The organism is Bifidobacterium stellenboschense, from assembly GCF_000741785.1.
GTDB lineage: Bacteria > Actinomycetota > Actinomycetes > Actinomycetales > Bifidobacteriaceae > Bifidobacterium > Bifidobacterium stellenboschense.
On the sequence record NZ_JGZP01000024.1, the window covers coordinates 1 to 20483 of the forward strand.

Consider the following 20483-nt stretch of genomic DNA (forward strand, 5'->3'; position numbering starts at 1 on the left):
GCCGGAGGCCGATTCCGTTTCCTTGCCCCCGCTGGCGGGGCTCCCGCGAAGCGGGTGGGGGTGGTCATTTTCGTATGGAGCCACCCCCAGTCAGCCTGCGGCTGACAGCCCCCCGCCAGCGGGGGCGGAGTTGTGTTTGCGGCCGCCGGCGGGGGCGCGTCGTATCTATCGCAGTTTGCGGGGGTGGGGGGTGGAGACTTCCCAGCCTAGGGCCATCAGGGTCTTGCGGTCGGCCTTGTCCAGGGACTTGCAGTCCAGCTGCTCGATGAGGTCGGGGCGGATTTCGTCCGTGCGCGTCAGCGCCTCGTCACGGCGGTAGCGGTCCACTTTGCCGTGGTCGCCGGAGAGCAGCACATCCGGCACCTTCAATCCGCGCCATTCCGCCGGCTTCGTGTACTGGCGGTGTTCGAGCAGCGCGTTCGCGCCCGTGTAGGATTCCTCGACGATGGAGTCGGCGTTGCCCATGAATCCCGGAATCAGGCGCGTGATCGCCTCGACCATCACCGAGGTCGCGACCTCGCCGCCGTTGAGCACATAGTCGCCAATCGAATACTCGCGCACGTCGATGCCTTGTGAACGGTAGTACTCGGGAATACGCGCGTCGTAGCCCTCGTAGCGGCCGCAGCCGAACAGCAGATGCTCCGCGTGTGAGAGCTCCGTCGCGTCGCGCTGCGTGAACAGCGGCGCGGACGGATTCGGGAAGATGAGCACCGGCGTGTGCTCCTGCGGTGACTGACAAGCCGGTGTCTCATCGGACACCGTAAACGAGTCTTCAAGGGCGGATGATTCCGCGTTTTCGACGGTCTTGGGGCCGGACTCACCAGCGGTTCCACACGTGGAAACACGTCGAATATCGGTATCTACCGGTGTCTGAATATCGGTATCTGCCGGTGTCTCATCGGACACTGGTTTGCCAGTGATGGTATGCGTGGCCGTCACCGTCTCCGTCGCGGCTTCATGGGGTGCGTCGGTTCCTTCCTGCGGCTCCAGTCCCAGCAGCTCGTCGAGACATTCGGCCCACACGGCAGGCTTCATCACCATGCCGGCACCGCCGCCCACCGGGGTGTCATCCACCGAATGATGCACGTCATGCGTCCAGTCGCGCAGGTTGTGCGCGGTGATGGTCAGCAGGCCCTTCTCCTGCGCCTTGCCCATCAGGCTCAATCCCATCACGTCGAAATACTCGGGGAACACGCTCACGATATCGATCTTCATAAGCAACCACCCTATCGTGCGGTGCGGAACCACACGATAGGGCGGGAGGGAAGCGGAGACCGGAGGAATCCGCCGGTCGGGACGGCGTATGGGAGGGGAGAACGGTCTAGAGTCCCGGAATCAGGCCTCCGGGCGGGTCGAGCGTAAGGTAACCTTCCTCCACGTCGATGTCCGGCACGAGCTCGTCGACGAACGGCACGAGCGAGGTCTTCTCCATGACCGGCGTGCCGTCCTTCGCCGTGCCGACCTGCACCGGTTCGGCGAGCCTGATCTTGAGCAGCGACTGGGCGGGGGAGTCGATCACGTCGACCACCTTGCCGACCACCAGCCCGGTCTCCGCGCCCAGGCCGTTGCCCTCCGCCATGCGGGCCTCAAGACCGATGAGGTCCTTCGGATACCATTCGTCCGCTTCGAGCATCTCGTCCGGATCGTCGGCCTCGCCGTACAGTTCGGTGCCGTTCAACGCCTCGGAGGCGTCGCGGTCGTCGCAGCCCTCCAGCTTGATGATCCAGCGCTTCTTGAACGTGCGCGAGGACTCCACCACGTATTCCGTCGAGCCGTCCTTCGAATAGAGCACGGAACCGGGTTCGAAGCGCCATTCCGGTTCGTCGGTGAACACCTGGACGGTGACCTCGCCCTTCATGCCCTGGGCGCGCCCGATACGACAGACCCTCAGCAGTTCGAGCTGCTGAGGGTCGTCATGCATATTCTGATCTGCCATGCCAAGCAGTGTACCCCATCGAGTACCTAGTCGCCTGTCGGCTCAGTGGCGCACGTCCATGATGTCGACGCGCACCTTGTGATCGGACAGCGCTTGGATCACGGTGCGGATCGCGTTGGCGGTGCGTCCGGAACGGCCGATGACGCGGCCGATGTCCTCCGGGTTGACGCGCACGCGAAGCAGTTCGCCGCGCGCGTTCTCATGGGACTTGACGGACACGTCGTCCGGGAAATCGACGATGTTCTTGATGAGATGTTCCACTGCCTGTGCGAGCATTTCGATCAGCCTTTCTATGCAGCATTGCCTTCGACCACGGGTCGCTGATTACTCAGCCTACCGCGTCGAAGGCAATGTCGTCGTCAGTACGCCTTGCGGCGTGGCTCACTCAGCCTCGGCCGGAGCTTCCTCAGCCGGGGCCTCTTCGGCGGCGGCAGCGGCCTCAGCCTCGGCCTTGGCCTTCGCCTCGGCTTCGGACTTGGCGGCCTTGAGCTTCTGGGCCTCGGCCTCGACGGCCTCGACGCGGGCGGCGGCATCCGGGCCGGCCTCAACGGTCTTCAGGGTACCTTCGGCACCGTCGAGACCCTTGAACTTCTGCCAGTCGCCGGTGATGTTCAGCAGCTTGTAGACCTGCTCGGTCGGCTGGGCGCCGACGCCGAGCCAGTACTGGGCGCGCTCGGAGTTGATCTTGATCGTGGAAGGCTGGGTGTTCGGATCGTAGGTACCGATCTCCTCGATGGCGCGGCCATCGCGCTTGGTACGGGAATCCATGACGACCACGCGGTAGAACGCGTAGAACTTCTTACCCATGCGCTTCAGACGAATCTTGGTTGCCAAAGTGGCTCTCCTTAAAAATATCAGGGGTGTGTGTTCGGTTCGCATTGTGGGGCGCAGCTCGCCGAGCCCACGTGTTCCTCGCGGCACGGGGTGTAGAGGGCGCCACGCACTCGCGAATAACCGGTTCATTATAGCGCCGTGCCCCGGACTCGCGACACGCCTACGCGTGTGCGTCCCGATGCGTGCGTCCCGATCGATGTGCCTACACGCGCACCGTGAGGCGGGCGGTCAGTGCGAGATGGTCGGTCTCGGGGATCTCGAACGATGCGACATCCGTGAAAACCGCCCCACGCGTGGCGAGGATGTGGTCGAGTTCGATGCGCGGCCACTTGAGCCAGCGGGGGAACGTGAGGTTCGGCCCCTTCGCCTGGGTGAGGCTTGCGTCATGGAATCCGGTCTTCAGCAGCGCACGGAAGCTTGGATGCTCGGTGGAGGAGTTGAGGTCGCCGAGCACGACGGCGATGGCGCGGTCCTCCTGCTTCGCGGCCTTGGCGAGTCCGCCGAGACCGATGATGCCCGCCGACCATTCGCGGCATCCGCGCATCGGTGACTTCGGGTGCGCGGACGCGAACGTCACGTCGTGTCCGCCCGCCATCGGCAGGGTGATCGACGGCACGTCGGCCGCGGGGATGGCGATCGCGTCGGACGTGGCGTCGTCCGGTTCGACGCGGGAGAGGATTACGTTGAACCCGCCGTTGTCGGTCTCCTTCGATTCGCCGGACCGGCGGTAGGGGAGCAGGTCGGCGATGCCGGCCGCGTCGAGACGCGCGAGCAGGTCGTCGCTCGCCTCCTGCAGCGCGAGCACGTCGACGCCGCGCGTGCGCGCCTCGCGCGCGATCGCGACGGCGTCGGCGCGCCCGTAGCGGCAGTTGAGCGTCATCAGCGTGAGCGACGACGGCGGTTCGACGGTGGTTCCGGTGTCATCGATGCTATCTGTGACGGACGCGACCGGCGACGTTTCACGCGATGTTCCACGATTGTCGGAAACTGTTTCACGCGACGTTTCACGGGATGCGTCGCGTGCCGTGGCCGCGGTACGGCGTTCCCGCCGCGGATGCGGGTCCGTGCCCCAATACGCGATGCGGCGGGTCGACGCGGACAGGGCGACGCCCAGCAGGCAGCACATCGGCCCCCACGCGTGGATGATTCCGGCAACCACGGCGCAGGCGACGAGCGGCACCCACAGGAACGGAATCAGGGCGATCATGTACGGGAACGGCATGCGCGCCTCCACGCCGGCGGGCAGCTCACTGAGCAGCACCCACAGCATGCCGACGATCATCACGCCCCACAGCAACCAGACCAGCATGAACAGACACCTTTCTTGAGGACAATTAAATAGGCCCCCTCATCGAGGGGGCTGTCTGCGAAGCCGACTGGGGGAGAGACCGACCAAGGATGGACTACCCCTCAGTCGCCTTCGGCGACAGCTCCCCTGACAAGGGGAGCTGATACGTGGTCTACCGCAGCAGACCGGCCAGGCCGCCGCGAGATTCGGCGGGAGTTCGCCGCCGTTCGCGTCCAGCGCCTGCTGAAGACCGGCGGGCAGGGCCGGGTTCTGCGGCTTGGCGAACGCGGAGCCGCCCGACTTCTTGCCGGACAGACGGTCGCGCAACGCCTTCTCCTCGGCCTCGCGCTTCATCGGATTGCCGGAACGGCCCTTCTTGTTCTTGTTCTTGCCCTTGGCCTTCTTGTTCTTCTTGCCGCCGCCCATCGAACCGCCGAAGCCGGGCACGCCGCCGCCCAGACCGGCCTTGTTCGACATGCGCTTCATCATCTTCGCGGCCTGTTCGAACCGCTGGAGCAGCGCGTTCACGGCGGAGACCGTGTTGCCGGAACCGTAGGCGATGCGGGCGCGGCGGGAGCCGTTGATGATCTTCGGGTTGCGACGCTCCTCGGGCGTCATCGAACGGATGATCGCCTCCGTGCGGTCGATCTCGCGCTCGTCGAACTGCTCAAGCTCCTTACGGTGGGCCGCCATGCCCGGAATCATGCCGAGCAGCGACTTCATCGAACCGAGCTTGCGGACCTGCTGCAGCTGCTCGAGGAAATCGTCGAGACCGAACTCGCCTTCGGCCATCTTCGCCGCGGCCTCGCGCGCCTGCTTCTCGTCGAACTGCTTCTGCGCCTGCTCGATCAGGGTGAGGATGTCGCCCATGTCGAGGATGCGGGAGGCCATGCGGTCCGGGTGGAAGACCTCGAAGTCCTTCAATCCCTCGCCGTTCGAGGCGAACAGGATCGGCTTGCCGGTCACGGACGCGACCGACAGGGCGGCGCCGCCACGCGCGTCGCCGTCGAGCTTGGACAGGACCACGCCGGTGAAGTCCACGCCCTCGTCGAACGCCTTCGCGGTGCGCACCGCGTCCTGGCCGATCATCGCGTCGATGACGAACAGGATCTCGTTCGGGTTCACGGCGTCGCGGATGTCGCGCGCCTGCTTCATCAGCTCCTCGTCGACGCCGAGACGGCCGGCGGTATCGATGATGACCGTGTCGTACAGCTTCTGCTTGGCGAAGGCGATCGAATCACGCGCCACCTTCACCGGGTCGCCGGTGGTCTGGCCCGGCGCGGACACCGCGTCGCCGCCGTCCGACTGCACGCCCTTCTCCGGGGCGTACACCGGCACGCCGGCGCGCTCGCCCACCACCTGGAGCTGGGTGACCGCGTTCGGACGCTGCAGGTCGGCCGCGACCAGCAGCGGGGTGTGGCCCGCGTCCTTGAGCCAGTAGCCGAGCTTGCCGGCGAGCGTCGTCTTGCCGGCGCCCTGGAGGCCTGCGAGCATGATGATCGTCGGCGGGTTCTTCGCGAAGTTCAGCGGACGGTCCACGCCCGCGCCGAGGATCGCCGTCAGCTCCTCGTTGACGATCTTCACGACCTGCTGTGCCGGGTTCAGCGCGTCGGACACCTCGGTGCCGAGCGCGCGTTCGCGCACGCGCGCGGTGAACGGGCGTACCACGTCGAGCGCCACGTCGGCGTCGAGCAGCGCGCGGCGGATCTCGCGGATCGTGCCGTCGATATCCGTTTCGGAAAGCTTGCCCTTGCTCTTCAGATGCTTGAACGCATTCGAGAGCTTGTCAGTCAAAGAACTAAATGCTGCCATAATGGGCAACAGTCTAGCCGTGGCGGGCGAAAACCGCGGGCGGGGAAGACCTCCCTCATCTCGCCCCCCGCTGGCGGGGGCTGTCGGCGTTAGCCGACTGGGGTGGCAACGGTCAGCGAAGACCGCCCTCATTCGCCCCCGCTGGCGGGGGCTGTCGGCGTTGGCCGACTGGGGGTGGTATCGGGCGGTCAACCACCCCCAGTCACGCTACGCGTGCCAGCCCCCGCCAGCGGGGGCAAAGGAGAAACAGGTCGCCGAGCTTTCCCTCCAGCGGGGGCAAAGGAATGGCCTACTTGAGGCTCCAGGTGGAGCCCTGCGGGCCGTCCTCGATGGCGATACCGGCTCCGGCGAGGGCGTCGCGGATCGCGTCGGCCTTCGCGAAGTCCTTCGCCTTGCGGGCCTCGGCGCGTGCGGCCAGCTGTTCGCCGATCAGCTTCTCCAGCGCCACATGCTCCGGCGACTCGTCGGCGCCGTCGCCCGCGCCGCCCGCGGCTCCGGCGGACACCCACGGTTCGGCCAGCGGGTCGAGACCCAACGTGTCGAGCATCGCGCGCACGGCGACGAGCGAGGCGCGCACCTCGGCGCGGGCCTCGTCCGAATCGGCGTGGTCGGCGAGCTTGGAGAGCAGCGTGTTGCCGGAGCGGATCGCCGTGAAGATCGCGGCGGTCGCGCCGGAGACGTTCACGTCGTCGTTCATCGCGGCCGTGAAGTCGGCGGGCAGATCATCGGCGGAGACGGCCGTGATCTCATCGCGCGAAGGCTGTCCGCCCAATGCGACACCCGCGCGCTCGATGAAGTTCGCGATACGGTCGTACGCGGCCTGCGCCTCGACGAGCGCCTGATCGGACCATTCCAGCATCGAACGGTACTGGACGGAGCCCAGCGCGTAACGCACCACCCACGCGGAATGTTCGGCGAGCACGCTCGGCACGGACAGGCCGGTGCCCAGCGACTTCGACATCTTCTCGCCCTTCGCGGTGACCCACGCGGAGTGCATCCAGCGGGCGGCCGAATCGTAGCCGGCGGCGCGCGTCTGCGCCATCTCGTTCTCATGGTGGGGGAAACGCAGGTCGAGGCCGCCGCCGTGGATGTCGAATCCGTCCTTCAGGTAGCGGTGGCTCATCGCCGAGCATTCGATATGCCAGCCCGGGCGGCCCACGCCGAACGGGGTGTTCCAGCGGGCGTCCTCCGGATCGGTGTCCTTTGGGGCCTTCCACAGGGCGAAATCACGCGGGTCGTGCTTGTCGGGGGAGGCGTCGGCCGGATCGACCGGATTGTACTTGTCGTCACCGGCGGCGTCGACGGACGGGCCCATGCGGTCGGCCACGGCCGCCGCCTCGTCCACCTCGGCGGTCTGCTTCTGGTGCGTCAGCTCGCCGTAATGCGGCCACGACGCCACGTCGAAGTACACGTTGCCGGTCGGCTTGCCGTCCGCGTCGGTCACCACGTAGCCGTGGCCGTTCGCGATGATGCGTTCGATCAGGTCGATCATGTCGGACATGTGGCCGGTCGCGCGCGGCTCGACCGTCGGCGGCAGCACGCCGAGCGTCTCGTAGGCGTGCGTGAACTCACGCTCGTAGTAGTAGGCGCGCGCCCACCACTGCTGGCCCGCGGCGGCGGCCTTGTCGAGGATCTTGTCGTCGATGTCCGTGACGTTCCTCACGAACGTGACCTTGTAGCCGAGCTTCAGGAACCACCGGCGCACGATGTCGAACGCGACGGCGGCGCGGATGTGCCCGATGTGCGGCGACGACTGCACCGTCGCGCCGCACACGTAGATGCCCACCTCGCCGGGCTTGATCGGCGTGAACACGCTCGTCGTATGCGAGGCGGTGTCGTAGAGTTTGAGGCCCGCGGCGGCCTTGGCGACCTTCACCGGAGTGAGCGCGCTCGGCATCACGGAAGTGCTGAAATCATGCGGTTCTTGGCTGTTTCCCATAAGTCAACAGAGTATGTGCGGAAGGCGACGGGCGCAACCGGACGCGCGACCCGGGGTCATGGACGGAACCTATGACACGCGTGAAGTCGGCGCGGTGTGGCGGCATGGTGCGGCGGCGGCGCGGCGGTACATCGACGCGATGTGACGCGACACCGACGGCCGACGCGCCCGTCGTTTACGTGGGTCGTGCCACAATAGGAGACATGACGCCACAAGTGCTTGTTCTGCAACATGTCCCATGGGAGAAGCCCGGCCGCATCGCCACCGCCTTCGACGAGATCGGCCTCGGCTATCAGATCCTCAACGTGGTGGACAAGAAGAAACCCGATCTTCCCTCGTTCGACGAGGTCGCCGGCCTGGTCATCATGGGCGGCCCGATGGGGGCCACCGACTACGACAAGCATCCCGGCCTGAAGGCGGAGGCGAAGCTGGCGCGCGCCGCCATCGCCGTGAACAAGCCGGTGCTCGGCGTATGCCTCGGCCACCAGATCATCGCCACCGCGCTCGGTGCGAAACTGCACCGCGGCGAGCAGCCGGAGATCGGGTTCGCGCCGATCAAGCGCGTCGACAAGCACGACTACTTCTCCATGTGGGACAAGCAGATCAACGTGCTGCACTGGCACAACGACGTGGTCGGGCTCCCCGAGGGCGCACAGCTGCTCGCCCGCTCGCCCCTCACCAAGGTGCAGGCGTTCCGCGCCGGATCGGCCCTCGGCCTCCAGTTCCATCTCGAGGTGAGCTCCGCCCTGATGGAGGAGTGGCTCGACGAGCCGAGCATGGTCAAGGACCTGAAGGCCGCCGGCGGCTCCAAGTCGAAGCTGCGCGAGGACTTCGCGCAATACAACCCGCTGCTGCACCCGCTCGCCGACCAGGTGTTCACCGGCTTCGCCGCCCGCTGCAACAGCTACGCGCGCCGTCTCGTCCGCGCCGCGCAGGAGGGCGCCCCCAAGGACCCGGTCATCTGCTAATCCCCACCCCATCCCCGCCCCTTTCTCACCCACCCCACCACCTACATCCCGCCCATCTCCCATGGTGCGGTAAAAACTCCATGTTGCGGTAGACGGGAATGGCGTCAATCCGCCGGTGTGGAGAAAGTGTGTTGCCGCACCATGGGAGAAAGGGCGCACCGTGGGGTGCGGGGAGGCGGGGATGCCCGGTGGTGGCGCTAAGTTAGTGGCTTATGCCGACTTACGATATTGGACTGGAACACGTTTCGCTCGCCTTCGCCACCAAGACCATCTTCACCGATGTGACGCAGGGCGTGTTCGAGGGGGACCGCATCGGCATCGTCGGCCGCAACGGTGACGGCAAATCCACGCTGCTCCACCTGTTCCGCGGTACTCAGGAGCCGGATTCCGGCCGCGTGACGAAGCGCGGCGGACTCACGTTCGGCATGCTCGACCAGCGCGATCCGCTCGACGACGACGCCACGATCCGCGAGGCCGCGCTGGAGGGACGCGCCGACTACGAATGGGCGTCCGACAACACCTCCCGTGAGATTGTCGAGGCATTGCTCGGCGGCATGAGCCTCGACGCGAAGGTCGGCTCTCTGTCCGGCGGTCAGCGCCGCCGCGCCGACCTCGCGCGGCTGCTCCTGAAGGACTGGGATATCCTCGCGCTCGACGAGCCCACCAACCATCTCGACGTCGTCACCATCCACTGGCTCGCCGAACACCTCAAGAACCGCTGGTCGAAGGGAGCCGGCGCGCTGCTGCTCGTCACCCACGACCGCTGGTTCCTCGACGAGGTGTGCGAATCGATGTGGGAGGTGCATGACGGCGTCATCGAACCGTTCGAAGGCGGCTACTCCGCGTACATGCTCCAGCGCGTCGAACGCGACCGCCAGGCCGACGTGCGCGAGACGAAGCGCCGCAACCTCGCGCGCAAGGAGCTCGCCTGGCTGTCACGCGGCGCCCGCGCCCGCTCCACCAAGCAGAAGTTCCACGTCAAGGCCGCCCGCGAGCTCATCGCCGACGTGCCGCCGATGCGCAACACGCTCGAACTCAAGCAGATGGCGACCTCGCGCCTCGGCAAGCAGGTCGTCGACCTCGTCGACGTGACGCAGATCTTCGAGAAGACCGCCATCGAGGTCGATCCGGACGCGGCGGCGCTCGCCGACTCCGCATCCCGCGTGGACGTGGTGGAGCCGATGTACGCGGAACCGCAGCCGCACGGCTCCGTCGAGGTGGCCGTGACCGACATGACCGACCCGCGTCTCGTCGACGCCGGCGTGCCCGAGGCGGTCGCCGCCGCCGAGGAGGCGCGCGCGAAGGCCGAGGCGGAGGGTGGCGCCGCGGCGTCGGACGACGATCGCGCCGTGCGCCGCAGGAACACCGGCGGCGAGTCCATCGGCGTGGACGCCTCCGCGGCGGGCGCGGACGGCGGCGCTGCCGACGGCTCCGGCGACGGCACGTCCGCCGCGCGCAAGGTGACGGTCTCCGGCCGCGAGATCCTCGACGACGTAACCTGGCTCATCGGCCCCGGCGACCGTTTCGGCATCGTCGGCGCGAACGGCGCTGGCAAATCCACGCTGCTGAAGCTCATCGACGGCACGCTCACGCCGACCGTGGGCCGCGTGAACATCGGCAAGACCGTGCGCTTCGCCGTGCTCTCGCAGCGTCTCGACGAACTGGAGAAGCTCGGCAAGTACAAGATCAAGGAAGTGCTGTCCCGCTACAAGCCGAGCTACATCGTCGACGGCAAGGAGGTCACGCCCGGCCAGCTCATGGAGCGTCTCGGCTTCGAATCCGCGCAGCTGATGACCCCGATCCGCGACCTGTCCGGCGGCCAGAAGCGCCGCATGCAACTGCTGCTCATCCTGCTCGACGAGCCGAACGTGCTCATCATGGACGAGCCCGGCAACGACCTCGACACCGACATGCTCGCCGTGATGGAGGACCTGCTCGACACATGGCCGGGCACGCTCATCGTCGTCTCCCACGACCGCTACCTGCTCGAACGCGTCACCGACCAGCAGTTCGCGCTGATCGGCGGCAAGGTGCGCCACCTGCCCGGCGGCGTGCAGGACTACCTCGACATGGTCGAGAGCCTGAAGAACGGCAAGGGACTGCCCGAGGACACGCCCGGTTTCGCCGGCACCGGCGGCAAATCCGGCCGGAAGAGCGGTGCGTCCACGGCGAGTGGAGCGGCATCTCTCCCTCAGTCCGCTTCGCAGGCGGCTCCCTCATCAGAGGGAGCCGGGGACACAGCCACCCCGAAGCTCACCGGCAAGGCGTTCCACGAGGCTTCGAAGCGCGTGGCCGCCATCGAACGCAAGCTCGCCAAGCTGGAGGAGAGCAAGTCCGAACTCGAGGCGCAGATGGCCGCGCACGATCCGAGCGACTACGAAGGGCTCAATACGCTCAACGAGCAGCTCAAGGCAGTCGCCGACGAGTCCGACGAGCTCACCATGGAATGGATGGGACTCTCCGAACAACTCGAACAGTAGTCGGGGCGGGCGGTCAGTCTCGGGCGAACCCCCGCAGGAAGTCCGCGGACGTCAATCCCTGATCGATGGCCGCGTAGGCCAGTCCGACGATGCCCGTCCGCGCCTCGTCGTCGCAGGATTCGATGCGCAGCGGCGCGGCGGCGAGCGGCTGCGCGCGGGCCCACACGCGCTCGCGCACGCCGCTCATCAGCAGTTCGCCGCAGTGGGAGAGCTCCCCGCCGACCACGATGCACGACGGGTTGAGCATGTTGACGCAGGCGGAGACCACGTCGCCGATCAGGCGGCCCGCCTGCCGGACCAGCCGTACCGTCTCGACGTCGCCATGCGCGGCGAGATCGACCACATCCGTCAGCGTGTGCGCCGGTCTGCCGGCGTCCTGCAGCGTCTGCAGCACGGCCCAACCGCCCGCGGTGGCCTCCACGCAGCCGAGATTGCCGCATCGGCACGGGCTTTCCGCGCCGATGCCGCCGAAAACGTGGATATGGCCGATGTCGCCGGCGCCGCCGAACGCGCCGTGCATGATCTCGCCGTTCGAGATGATGCCCGCGCCCAATCCCATGCCCGCGTGGATGTACAGCAGGTCGGCGACCATGCGCTCGCCGTCGGCGGCCATCTGATGCGCCTTGCACAGGGCGCGCGCGTTGGCGTCGTTCTCGACGAACGCTGGCACATGGTATCGCTCGGAGAAGTGGTCGCGCAGATTGTGGTTCTCCCAGTGGCGCATCACCGGTGCCTGGATGATGTTGCCGGTGACGGTTTCGACGCGCGTGGTCACCGCCACGGAGACCGCGCACAGACGATACTGGCGGCGGGAGGCATCGGTATCGGCTGGACCGGTGGCACCGGCGGTGTCGCGCTTGCCGTCATCGTCGGTGCCGTTCAGCAGCGCATCCGCCGCAGCGCCGATCAGGTCGAGCGTGCGTCCCGGTTCGTCCTCGGCACCGGCCTCGACGGTCCGGATCGCGGTCGGTGCACCGTCGAGGTCGCACAGGGCGATCGTGGTGGCCGTGGTGGCGATGTCGATGGCGAGGACGACCGCGCATGACGCGTCGAACGTGAACCCCTGCGCTGGGCGTCCGCCGGTCGGACTGGGCATGGAGAGCGGACGGACGATGTCGATCGATTCCAATTCCTCGATGCGTCTGTTCACGGTGGGGCGCGCCCATCCGGTCGCGGCGCCGATCTCGCTGCGGGTCATGGGCCCGTGTATGCGCAGTTGGGTGAGAAGTGTGACGGCACCGTCGCCGAGTTCGGGTTGTTTCGCGGACTTATTCATAACAGTTAGCATAGCGCATCACGGTATTGACAATATCTTCACAAGAGTTCGCTCTATTTTGTATAGCAATATACAAAACTATGGTACAGTTATGTACTACAAGGAGAGCAGCGGAAGGCGGTGAAGCTTCCGGGGCGCTCCAAGGCAAAACACATGCGGATGCCGCAATCCGCAACATTCCACAGGAGGAAACGACGATGACCGTCCATATCGCAGATCTCGAAGAAGCCAAGTCCCGCGTCGCCCAGCTGCTCGCAACCCACGAGCGCGTGATCCTCGGCATCGTGGGCGCGCCGGGCGCCGGCAAGTCCACGCTCGCGCAGCTCCTCGCCGAGGCGTTCGCAGAAGGCGTGCCGGACGGGACAGGCGTCGTCGACGAGCCGAAGGACCATTTCGCCGCCTGGGTGCCGATGGACGGCTACCATCTGGCCGACGTCGAACTCAGCCGTCTGGGCCGTCTGGAACGCAAGGGCGCGATCGACACGTTCGACGCGCGCGGGTACCGCTCCCTGCTGCGCCGCATCCACGAGGGCGAGGACGGCGTCATCTACGCCCCGATGTTCGAGCGTGACCTGGAGCAGCCGCTCGCCGGCGCGATTCCGGTGTTCCCGTGGACCCGCCTCGTCGTCACCGAGGGAAACTACCTGCTCGACGAGACGGACGCGTGGAAAGACGTGCGCGCGGCCATGACCGAGGTCTGGTACGTCGACGTCGACGACGAGCTGCGCCGCGAGCGTCTCGTCGAACGCCATATCAGGTTCGGCAAGGAACCGGAGCAGGCGCGCAAGTGGGTCATGGAGGTCGACGAGGTCAACGCCCGCCGCATCGCCGCCTGCCGCGACCGCGCCAACGCGACCGTCTCCCTGCCGCCGCTCGACCTGTGAGCGAGCGCCGGCGGTGTGGTGCGCCGCCGGCGCTCGCGCGCTACCGGCGGCCGTCAGCCCGTGTACTCCCACGGATTGACGAGTGCGACCCCGGTGTCCTCGAAATCCTTGATGTTGCGCGTCGCCACGGTCGCGCCGTGCATCCGCGCGATTGCCGCGATCATCGCATCCTGCATGCCTATGGGGTGCCCTGACATCCGTCGTGTGGCGACGATGGCGGCGTAATGTGATGCGGCTGCGGTGTCAAAGGCCAGCGTACGATGCCGGAAGTTGTCGATGATCGCCGACGTGGTCTGTTTGAGTGTTTCCTTCCTGCGCGATTCCGGTAGCAGGGCGACGCCATACAGCAGCTCGGCGATGGTGATACTTGTGGTGTGAAGGGTCTGAAGACGCTGCGATATGACCCAATCGCGGACGTTGGCGTCCATGGGGCTTCTGCTGGTGACCTCGCTGATGACGTTGGTATCAAGGACGGTGATCATCGTCGTCCCCGCAATCGTCATCGTCGTCTCCAAGACCGAGGTCTACGGGACGTGGGCCGAAATCGTAGGTATTGCGCGGCAGGCACAGCTCCTCATCCGGGCCGAGGCCATCGCCATCGAGCAGGCGCTGCATTTCCGCCACGAGATCGGCGGAGGTGGTGATACGGTGCGCCAGATACTCGGTGGTGCAGTCCTCCAATAGCGAGCGCACCTCCGCCTCCATGGAGCGGTTGTTGTCCTTCGCCATTTTCTTCAGCGTGTCCAGACAGTCCGCGGGCACCTTGCGGACGGTGATGGTGCCGGTCGTCTCGGTCGTGCTCATCGTTGCCTCCTCGCCGTTTCGCCATGGCAGCACGGGCATGCTGTCATTATGCAGTCATATATGCAAGCACAATGCTAGCAGATAATGCCATCGACGATGTCGGGAAGGTGCGCGCCTGTGCATCCGGGTGAATCTCGCACTCGAAGAACGATTTCGAGAGACGTTTGATAGGAATCTCGAGACCATGGCGTGCGACCGCGTCAACGGTAATCTCGACGCCGGGACGATACGATGGTGACGATCGGCACGATGAGGGGCCGCGGCGTCATAAGGCGGGCCGGAAGCGGCTCGGGAATCGAGGAGACATGAGGATCGGAACGACCGGGCACCAGCGCATCCCCGCCGAGGCGAAAGCGTATGTGGAGCGCGGGCTTGACGAGCTGCTGCGCCGCTATGACGGCGAAGATGTCGTCGGTCTGAGCTCGATGGCATGGGGCGCGGACCAGCTGTTCGCGGACGCGATGCTGCGCGCCGGGCATCAGGTCGTGGCGATCATCCCCTGCCGTGGGTACAAGGCCACGTTCGACGAGGCGGGCCTCGCCGAATACGACAGGCTGATGACGCAGGTGCGCACCGCCGTGACCCTCGACTTCCCCGAACCGGGCGAGGACGCGTTCCTCGCCGCCGGCAAGCGCGTGGTCGACGAATCCGACCTGCTGGTCGCCTTCTGGGACGGGCTGCCCGCCGCCGGCAAGGGCGGCACCGGCGACATCGTGGCCTACGCGAAGGCGAGGCGCAAGCCCGTCGTCGTGATCTGGCCCGAAGGGGTGCGTCACTAGAGAGCCGAATCGCCGAGCCGGGAGCATCGTACGCGGAACATCGTATCCGCGTACGATGCCGGAAACCAAGGCGGCAACGGCGTGACACTCAGCGGCCGGTGATCTCCGAACCGAGGACCTTCTCGCTCAGCGCCTTCGGGCCGCGGGTCACGGCGACCGCGCCGGAGCGCACCAGCTCGATCACACCGTAATGCTCCAGCAGACCGAGCAGCGCGTCGATCTTGCCTTCCGCGCCGGTCGCCTCGATGGTGAGCGAGGCGGGGTTCACGTCGACCACGCGCACGCGGAACAGGCGCACGATCTCGAGCACGTCGGAACGGTTGGACTCGTCGGCCGCCACCTTGATGAGCACGAGTTCGCGCTCCACCGTGGTGTTCGGGTCGAGTTCGACGATCTTCAGCACGTGCAGCAGCTTGTTGAGCTGCTTAATGATCTGTTCGAGCGGCACGGCCTCCACGTCGGCCGTGACGGTCACGCGCGAGATGTCCGGACGCTCGGTGGGGGAGACGGACAGCGAGTTGATGTTGAACGCGCGGCGGGCGAAGAGCCCTGCGATGCGGGCCAGCACGCCCGGTCGGTTCTCGACCAGCACGGACAGCGTATGACGCTCGGAGCCGGGCTTGGATGCAGGATAGTTCGCGGGCATGTCAGTTCTCCTTTCCATCCGACGCGGCGGCGGTATCGGCGTCGGCGGCGGCCCTGCGGGCCTCCTCGGCGGCGTTCACGTACGCGTCGCCCTCGGTGTCGTCCAGCAGTGGCTTGACGCCCGGCTTGTACGTCACCTCGTCGTTCGACGCGCCGGCGGCGACCATCGGCCACACCATCGCGTCCTTCCACACGCGGAAGTCGATGAGCACCGGACGGTCGTTGATCTCGTTCGCCTTCTTGATGGCCTCGCGGGCCTCATCCTCGGTGAACACGCGGAACGCGACGCAGCCGTAGGCCTCGGCCAGCTTCACGAAGTCCGGCACCTCGAGCGGCAGCTCGCCGGCGGCCGCCTGCGCGTCGCCCTCGGGGCCGTGCGCCTCGCCGTCGAGCAGGTTCGTCTGCGAGTAGTGGTGGTCGTAGAACAGGGTCTGCCACTGGCGGACCATGCCGTACACGGAGTTGTTGAGCAACGCGATCTTCACCGGCGTGCGCGCGAAGAACGCGGCCGCCAGCTCCTCGCTGGTCATCTGGAACGAGCCGTCGCCGTCGATGAGCCACACCGGCTTCTTCCCGTCGAACTCGCGGGCCGAGCCCACGGACGCGCCGATCGCCGCCGGCAGGCCGTAGCCCATCGTGCCGAGGCCGCCGGAGGAGATCCACGACTTCGGGTTCTCGAAGTCGATGAACTGGGACGCCCACATCTGGTGCTGGCCCACGCCGGTCACCCAGATCGTGGACGGGTCGGCCATGTCGGAGAGGGTCTTGACGACCCACTGCGGGGCGAGCGAGCCGTCGGTCGGCTCGTCCCACGTCATCGGGTACTGCTTGCGCCAGTAGGCGATGCGGTCCCACCACGGCTTGCGGTTCGGCTTCGGCGTGATCGCCTGCGCGCGTTCGATCTCCGGGATGAGATCGTCGAGCACGGTCGCCACGTCGCCGACGATCGGCACGTCCGGCGTGCGGTTCTTGCCGATCTCCGCCGGATCGATGTCGATGTGGATGACGCGCGCGCCGGGCGCGAACGCGTCGAGCTTGCCGGTCACGCGGTCGTCGAAGCGCGCGCCGATCGCGACGAGCAGGTCGCAACGCTGCACGGCGCCGGTGGCCGCCACCGTGCCGTGCATGCCGAGCATTCCGAGGTTGTGCGGGTCGGAGTCGGGCACGATGCCGCGCGCCGGCAGCGTGGTGACGATCGGCGAATCGGTGAGTTCGGCGAGACGCTTCACCTGCGCGCCCGCGTTGGAACGCATCGCGCCGCCGCCGACGTACAGCACCGGGCGGTACGACTGGTTGAACAGCTTCGCCGCGTCGGACAGCACGCGGCCGTGCGCCTTCGTCGTCGGGTTGTAGCCGGGCAGAATCATGCGCTGCGGCCACGAGTAGTACATGTCGCCGATCTGGGCGGTCTTCGTGAGGTCCACGACGACCGGGCCGGGGCGGCCGGTGGCGGCCACGTGGAACGCCTCGGCGAGCACGCGCGGGACGTCCTGCGCGCGGGTGACGAGGTACGAGTGCTTGGAGACCGGGTAGGTCATGCCGACGATGTCGGCCTCCTGGAAGGCGTCGGTGCCGATCGCGTTGACGCCCACCTGGCCGGTGATGACGACCATCGGCACGGAGTCCATGTTCGCGTCGGCGATGGCGGTGACCACGTTGGTGGCGCCCGGGCCGGACGTGACGATGCACACGCCCACCTTGCCGGTGGCGATCGCGTAGCCTTCCGCGGCGTGGCCGGCGGCCTGTTCGTGGCGCATCAGGATGAACCGGAACTTCAGGTCGTCGTTAATCTGATGGTAGACGGGCAGGATGGCCCCGCCCGGGATGCCGAACACGTCGGTGACGCCGAGATCCTCCAGCGAACGGACCAGCGCCTGCGCGCCGGTCATCTTCTCACCGTCGACGATGGTCTGCTTGTCGTTCACGGGCGTTTTGGGCACGCCGCTGAAAGCCTGCAAAGGCGTGGGTAAAGCCATAATCCCTCTCACACTTCACTTACTGGTCCATGGCCGCCCTTCTCCGGGCGTGTGGCCCGAACCGCAGGCGGCCCCGTTGCATGGAAAGCCGGGTCGTGGCCGGCTTTCGCGCGTGGTACCAGTCTATTCGTTTCGTGGATGTTTGCGAGATATGGCCCAATGGGCGGAACGGTCGGTCAGTCGGACAGCTTGTGCCAGGCGATCTCCGCCGCGGCCAGCTGCGCCTTGCGCTTGCTGGAGCCGCGCGCGGTGCCGAGCACCGTCTCGTCGTCGCCGAGCGTGACGCGCGCGGTGAACACCTGCGCGTATTCCGGTCCGGAGACGGACATGTGGTAGATGGGCTCCGGCCTGCCGAGCTCGTGCGCCTTCACCGTCAGCGAGGTCTTCCAGTCGAGCGCCGGGCCTTCGGTCGCGACCTCGGCGAGCGTGTCGTCGACGAGGCGGTGCACGACCTCGCGCGCGCCGTCGATGCCGTGTTCGACGAACGTCGCGCCGATCAGCGATTCGACGATGTCGCACAGAATCGAGCTCTTCGAGGCGCCGCCCTGCGCCGCCTCGCCGCGGCCGAGCAGGATGTACGGCTCGACGTGCAGCTTGGTGCGGGCGATCGCGCTCAGCGCCTCCTCGCTCACCGCCTTGGCTCGCATCTTCGCCAACTGGCCTTCGGTCATGTCCGGGTGGACACGGAAGAGGGTCTCGGTGGCGACGAGTTCGAGCACGGCATCGCCGAGGAACTCGAGACGCTCGTAGTGCTTGACGCCGGGGTGCTCGTGCGCGAAGGAACGGTGGGTGAGCGCCTGCACGAGCAGGTCGGGGCTGATCGTCGTGCCCAGACGTTCCAGCAGTTCGTTCGCCGCGTCGGACGGGCCGGCGGTGCGGGTGGATGTGGTTTCGGTCATCATATGCTCCTTGATGTCCTTCGGGGATTTCGCTGTCCTTCGGGGATGCCCTTCGGGGGTCGCCTTCGGGGATGTCCTTTCGGCCGTTCGGCACGGCCGCATGACGACGCCGCGCAGCTATGCGAAAGCCCCGCCACCCGTCGATGGCAGGGCTTTCTTCATGCCGTTATTCGTGGCTATGCCGCGTGGATCACTTGGCGTGACCGGAGCGGATGGCCTCACGGTAGATGCGGCCGCGGAAGGAACCGCAGCTCGGGCAGGCCATGTGCGGCAGGGCCGGCTCGCCGCAGTTCGGGCAAGTCACGGTCGCCGTAGCGGTCGCCTTCCAGTTCGCGCGACGCGAGTGCGTGTTGGCGCGCGAGGTCTTGTACTTAGGCAGTGCCATTTCAGTATCCTCTGTTTCGTTCGAACATTGAGCTTAAGCGTTCAGTACTGTAACGCACCGCCTGTACAAAGACGGCGCGCACATCGCCGCGTGTCGTGCGTCCGTGTCGTGCGCCCGCGGGTCGCGGCGCACGGGTCGGCGGCATCGCGTCACTCGCCCTGCTCGTCGGCCTCCAGCTGCGCCTTCAGCGCGGCGAGTCCGGCGAAGCGGATGTCGGTGGTCTCGTGGTGGTGGTCCGGGTGTTCGTTCAGGTCGACGCCGCACTGCGAGCATAGGCCCTTGCAGTCCTCGCGGCACAGCGGCTGCAGCGGCAGCTTCTCGACGAGCGTGTCGCGCAGCAGCGCCTCGAGATCGGCGAACGCACCGCCCTGGAGCAGCGGGTATGTGTCCTCCGACTCCTCCTCGCCGGCGATGATGTCCACCTCGCCCTTGCCGTCGTCACGGCCGTGGTTCGCGTCGCGCTCGGACTCGTAGGGGAAGAACGCGGTCACGTCCACGCCCCAGTCACGCCTGATCGGCTTGAGGCAGCGCGTGCACTCGGCGTGCACGGGCGCGGTGACACGCGCGGTGAGGATGAGGCCGTCGACGATCGAGTCGAACGAGCCGGCGACGTGCACCGGCGCGCCCTCCTCGACGCCGATCACCTCGTCGCCGATGCCGCTCGGCGCGGGGAAGTCGGCGTCGACGGCCTTCGACTGGCCGGCGCGCGACGCGACCTGCGCGACGGGCACGGCCCATGGGGAATCTTCGGGACGGGGCATGATCCAAGCCTTTCTGTTGTCATTCGGTTCTGTTGTCGTTCGGTTCGTCCGTGTCGCCGCCGGTCTGCGTTCCGCCGGCACGTATCGTCGAATCCGGTGGGGCAGGCCCGCCGGTCAGCGCGACTCGGGGTAGTCGCTGATGTCGAGGTGCGGCATCTGCTCGCCCGCCGACTTGCGCCGCTCGTAGAGCACGTTGAGACCGGCGTCCACGTCGCCGCTCATCTTCGCGAGCTGGGAGCGCAGCGACTCCATCACCTTCGTCGAATACTCGTCGGCGCCGCGCGTGAGCCTGTCGGCCTTCGTCTGCGCCGTGTTGAGGATCGTGCGCGCCTTCTGCCGTGCGATCTCGGTGACGTTCTCCTGCCCGGCGAGGAACTGCGCCTGCTCGTTCGCCTCCTTGACGATGTCGGCGGCACGGCTCTGCGCGGAGGCGACGATCGCGTTCGCCTGCGTCTGCGCGCCCTCCAGCCGACGTTCCGCCTCGCGCATGAGCGCGGAGGCGCGTTCCAGCTGCACCGGGAGCATCTTCTTGAGGTCGCTCAGCTCGCCGGCGAACTCGGCGCGGTCGATCTTCACCTGATCGGGGAAGAAGATGCTGCCCTTCGCCTCCTCCAGCACGGCCTCCAGCCGGTCGATGATGTCGTAGACGGTGGTGAACTCGTCACGGCTCGGATCGACGTCGTCCTCATCCTCGTCGCCTTCACGCAGGTCGGGCAGCGGGAACGGCGACTTGAGCACGCGCTCGTCGTCGCCGGCGCCGTCGTCCGCGTCGTCGTCCGCCGGAACGGTCGGGGCTGCGATGGTGGGGGAGGGCGCG

19 protein-coding genes and 1 pseudogene are annotated in these 20483 nt (G+C 67.0%); 4 read left to right on the plus strand and 16 right to left on the minus strand.

Annotated elements, in window-relative coordinates:
- Positions 1–165: 165 nt before the first annotated feature.
- The 7 genes and pseudogenes from BSTEL_RS10110 to cysS all read right to left on the minus strand — a co-directional run bounded on the left by BSTEL_RS10110 (position 166) and on the right by cysS (position 7809).
- A complete protein-coding gene (locus BSTEL_RS10110; RefSeq protein WP_034530095.1) occupies positions 166–1215 on the minus strand; it encodes a tRNA (guanine(37)-N(1))-methyltransferase in 1050 nt (349 codons plus the stop codon).
- 106 nt (positions 1216–1321) lie between these two features.
- Positions 1322–1921 (minus strand): ribosome maturation factor RimM, encoded by a 600-nt coding sequence (rimM, locus tag BSTEL_RS10115; protein ID WP_034530097.1) that lies wholly within the window; start codon positions 1919–1921, stop codon positions 1322–1324.
- 57 nt (positions 1922–1978) lie between these two features.
- A complete protein-coding gene (locus tag BSTEL_RS10120) occupies positions 1979–2212 on the minus strand; it encodes an RNA-binding protein (protein WP_034530099.1) in 234 nt (77 codons plus the stop codon).
- 105 nt (positions 2213–2317) lie between these two features.
- Positions 2318–2770, minus strand: coding sequence for a 30S ribosomal protein S16 (rpsP, locus tag BSTEL_RS10125; protein ID WP_034530100.1), 453 nt, complete (start codon positions 2768–2770; stop codon positions 2318–2320).
- 202 nt (positions 2771–2972) lie between these two features.
- Complete coding sequence (locus BSTEL_RS10130; protein ID WP_034530121.1) at positions 2973–4076, minus strand: endonuclease/exonuclease/phosphatase family protein; 1104 nt, start codon at positions 4074–4076, stop codon at positions 2973–2975.
- A 154-nt stretch (positions 4077–4230) separates the two neighbouring features.
- Positions 4231–5870 (minus strand): annotated as a pseudogene (gene ffh, locus BSTEL_RS10135) (signal recognition particle protein).
- A gap of 289 nt (positions 5871–6159) precedes the next feature.
- Complete coding sequence (gene cysS / locus BSTEL_RS10140; RefSeq protein WP_034530102.1) at positions 6160–7809, minus strand: cysteine--tRNA ligase; 1650 nt, start codon at positions 7807–7809, stop codon at positions 6160–6162.
- Between the two features lie 203 nt (positions 7810–8012).
- On the opposite strand from cysS, the gene BSTEL_RS10145 reads away from it, so the two are divergent.
- Complete coding sequence (locus tag BSTEL_RS10145; protein WP_051923068.1) at positions 8013–8777, plus strand: type 1 glutamine amidotransferase; 765 nt, start codon at positions 8013–8015, stop codon at positions 8775–8777.
- 212 nt (positions 8778–8989) lie between these two features.
- Entirely contained in the window at positions 8990–11257 is a 2268-nt protein-coding gene (locus tag BSTEL_RS10150; RefSeq protein WP_034530104.1) for an ABC-F family ATP-binding cassette domain-containing protein, read from the plus strand.
- A gap of 13 nt (positions 11258–11270) precedes the next feature.
- Here BSTEL_RS10150 and BSTEL_RS10155 read toward each other — a convergent pair whose 3' ends face one another.
- Positions 11271–12533 (minus strand): ROK family transcriptional regulator, encoded by a 1263-nt coding sequence (locus BSTEL_RS10155; RefSeq protein ID WP_034530106.1) that lies wholly within the window; start codon positions 12531–12533, stop codon positions 11271–11273.
- A 197-nt stretch (positions 12534–12730) separates the two neighbouring features.
- Here BSTEL_RS10155 and BSTEL_RS10160 point away from each other — a divergent pair, with 197 nt between their 5' ends.
- Positions 12731–13417, plus strand: a complete 687-nt coding sequence (locus BSTEL_RS10160) for a nucleoside/nucleotide kinase family protein (RefSeq protein ID WP_034530107.1) — start codon at positions 12731–12733, stop codon at positions 13415–13417.
- Positions 13418–13470: 53 nt separating this feature from the next.
- Here BSTEL_RS10160 and BSTEL_RS10165 read toward each other — a convergent pair whose 3' ends face one another.
- Positions 13471–13899, minus strand: coding sequence for a type II toxin-antitoxin system VapC family toxin (locus tag BSTEL_RS10165; RefSeq protein WP_238567696.1), 429 nt, complete (start codon positions 13897–13899; stop codon positions 13471–13473).
- On the minus strand, positions 13883–14221 hold the full coding sequence (locus tag BSTEL_RS10170; protein ID WP_034530109.1) for a FitA-like ribbon-helix-helix domain-containing protein: 339 nt from the start codon (positions 14219–14221) through the stop codon (positions 13883–13885). The genes BSTEL_RS10165 and BSTEL_RS10170 overlap by 17 nt, the downstream gene beginning before the upstream one ends.
- Before the next feature lie 305 nt (positions 14222–14526).
- Here BSTEL_RS10170 and BSTEL_RS10175 point away from each other — a divergent pair, with 305 nt between their 5' ends.
- Entirely contained in the window at positions 14527–15000 is a 474-nt protein-coding gene (locus BSTEL_RS10175; RefSeq protein WP_034530111.1) for a hypothetical protein, read from the plus strand.
- Between the two features lie 88 nt (positions 15001–15088).
- On the opposite strand, the gene ilvN is transcribed toward BSTEL_RS10175, so the two are convergent.
- The 6 genes from ilvN to BSTEL_RS12390 all read right to left on the minus strand — a co-directional run bounded on the left by ilvN (position 15089) and on the right by BSTEL_RS12390 (position 20404).
- Positions 15089–15646, minus strand: a complete 558-nt coding sequence (gene ilvN / locus BSTEL_RS10180) for an acetolactate synthase small subunit (protein WP_034530113.1) — start codon at positions 15644–15646, stop codon at positions 15089–15091.
- A gap of 1 nt (position 15647) precedes the next feature.
- Positions 15648–17621 (minus strand): acetolactate synthase large subunit, encoded by a 1974-nt coding sequence (locus tag BSTEL_RS10185; protein ID WP_084686269.1) that lies wholly within the window; start codon positions 17619–17621, stop codon positions 15648–15650.
- Between the two features lie 176 nt (positions 17622–17797).
- Positions 17798–18520, minus strand: coding sequence for a ribonuclease III (rnc, locus tag BSTEL_RS10190; RefSeq protein ID WP_156963282.1), 723 nt, complete (start codon positions 18518–18520; stop codon positions 17798–17800).
- 190 nt (positions 18521–18710) lie between these two features.
- Positions 18711–18905: a 50S ribosomal protein L32 gene (gene rpmF, locus BSTEL_RS10195; protein ID WP_034530117.1), complete on the minus strand. Its 195-nt coding sequence runs from the start codon at positions 18903–18905 to the stop codon at positions 18711–18713.
- 149 nt (positions 18906–19054) lie between these two features.
- Positions 19055–19666 (minus strand): YceD family protein, encoded by a 612-nt coding sequence (locus BSTEL_RS10200; RefSeq protein ID WP_034530119.1) that lies wholly within the window; start codon positions 19664–19666, stop codon positions 19055–19057.
- Between the two features lie 114 nt (positions 19667–19780).
- Positions 19781–20404: an ATP synthase subunit B family protein gene (locus BSTEL_RS12390; protein WP_162178999.1), complete on the minus strand. Its 624-nt coding sequence runs from the start codon at positions 20402–20404 to the stop codon at positions 19781–19783.
- Positions 20405–20483 lie beyond the last annotated feature (79 nt).

Coding starts and splice junctions, on each gene's coding strand:
- BSTEL_RS10110 (WP_034530095.1), bottom strand. CDS start 1,215: ATGAAGATCGATATCGTGAGCGTGTTCCCCGAGTATTTCGACGTGATG.
- rimM (WP_034530097.1), bottom strand. CDS start 1,921: ATGCATGACGACCCTCAGCAGCTCGAACTGCTGAGGGTCTGTCGTATC.
- BSTEL_RS10120 (WP_034530099.1), bottom strand. CDS start 2,212: ATGCTCGCACAGGCAGTGGAACATCTCATCAAGAACATCGTCGATTTC.
- cysS (WP_034530102.1), bottom strand. CDS start 7,809: ATGGGAAACAGCCAAGAACCGCATGATTTCAGCACTTCCGTGATGCCG.
- BSTEL_RS10145 (WP_051923068.1), top strand. CDS start 8,013: ATGACGCCACAAGTGCTTGTTCTGCAACATGTCCCATGGGAGAAGCCC.
- BSTEL_RS10150 (WP_034530104.1), top strand. CDS start 8,990: ATGCCGACTTACGATATTGGACTGGAACACGTTTCGCTCGCCTTCGCC.
- BSTEL_RS10155 (WP_034530106.1), bottom strand. CDS start 12,533: ATGAATAAGTCCGCGAAACAACCCGAACTCGGCGACGGTGCCGTCACA.
- BSTEL_RS10160 (WP_034530107.1), top strand. CDS start 12,731: ATGACCGTCCATATCGCAGATCTCGAAGAAGCCAAGTCCCGCGTCGCC.
- BSTEL_RS10165 (WP_238567696.1), bottom strand. CDS start 13,899: ATGATCACCGTCCTTGATACCAACGTCATCAGCGAGGTCACCAGCAGA.
- BSTEL_RS10170 (WP_034530109.1), bottom strand. CDS start 14,221: ATGAGCACGACCGAGACGACCGGCACCATCACCGTCCGCAAGGTGCCC.
- BSTEL_RS10175 (WP_034530111.1), top strand. CDS start 14,527: ATGAGGATCGGAACGACCGGGCACCAGCGCATCCCCGCCGAGGCGAAA.
- ilvN (WP_034530113.1), bottom strand. CDS start 15,646: ATGCCCGCGAACTATCCTGCATCCAAGCCCGGCTCCGAGCGTCATACG.
- BSTEL_RS10185 (WP_084686269.1), bottom strand. CDS start 17,621: ATGGCTTTACCCACGCCTTTGCAGGCTTTCAGCGGCGTGCCCAAAACG.
- rnc (WP_156963282.1), bottom strand. CDS start 18,520: ATGACCGAAACCACATCCACCCGCACCGCCGGCCCGTCCGACGCGGCG.
- rpmF (WP_034530117.1), bottom strand. CDS start 18,905: ATGGCACTGCCTAAGTACAAGACCTCGCGCGCCAACACGCACTCGCGT.
- BSTEL_RS10200 (WP_034530119.1), bottom strand. CDS start 19,666: ATGCCCCGTCCCGAAGATTCCCCATGGGCCGTGCCCGTCGCGCAGGTC.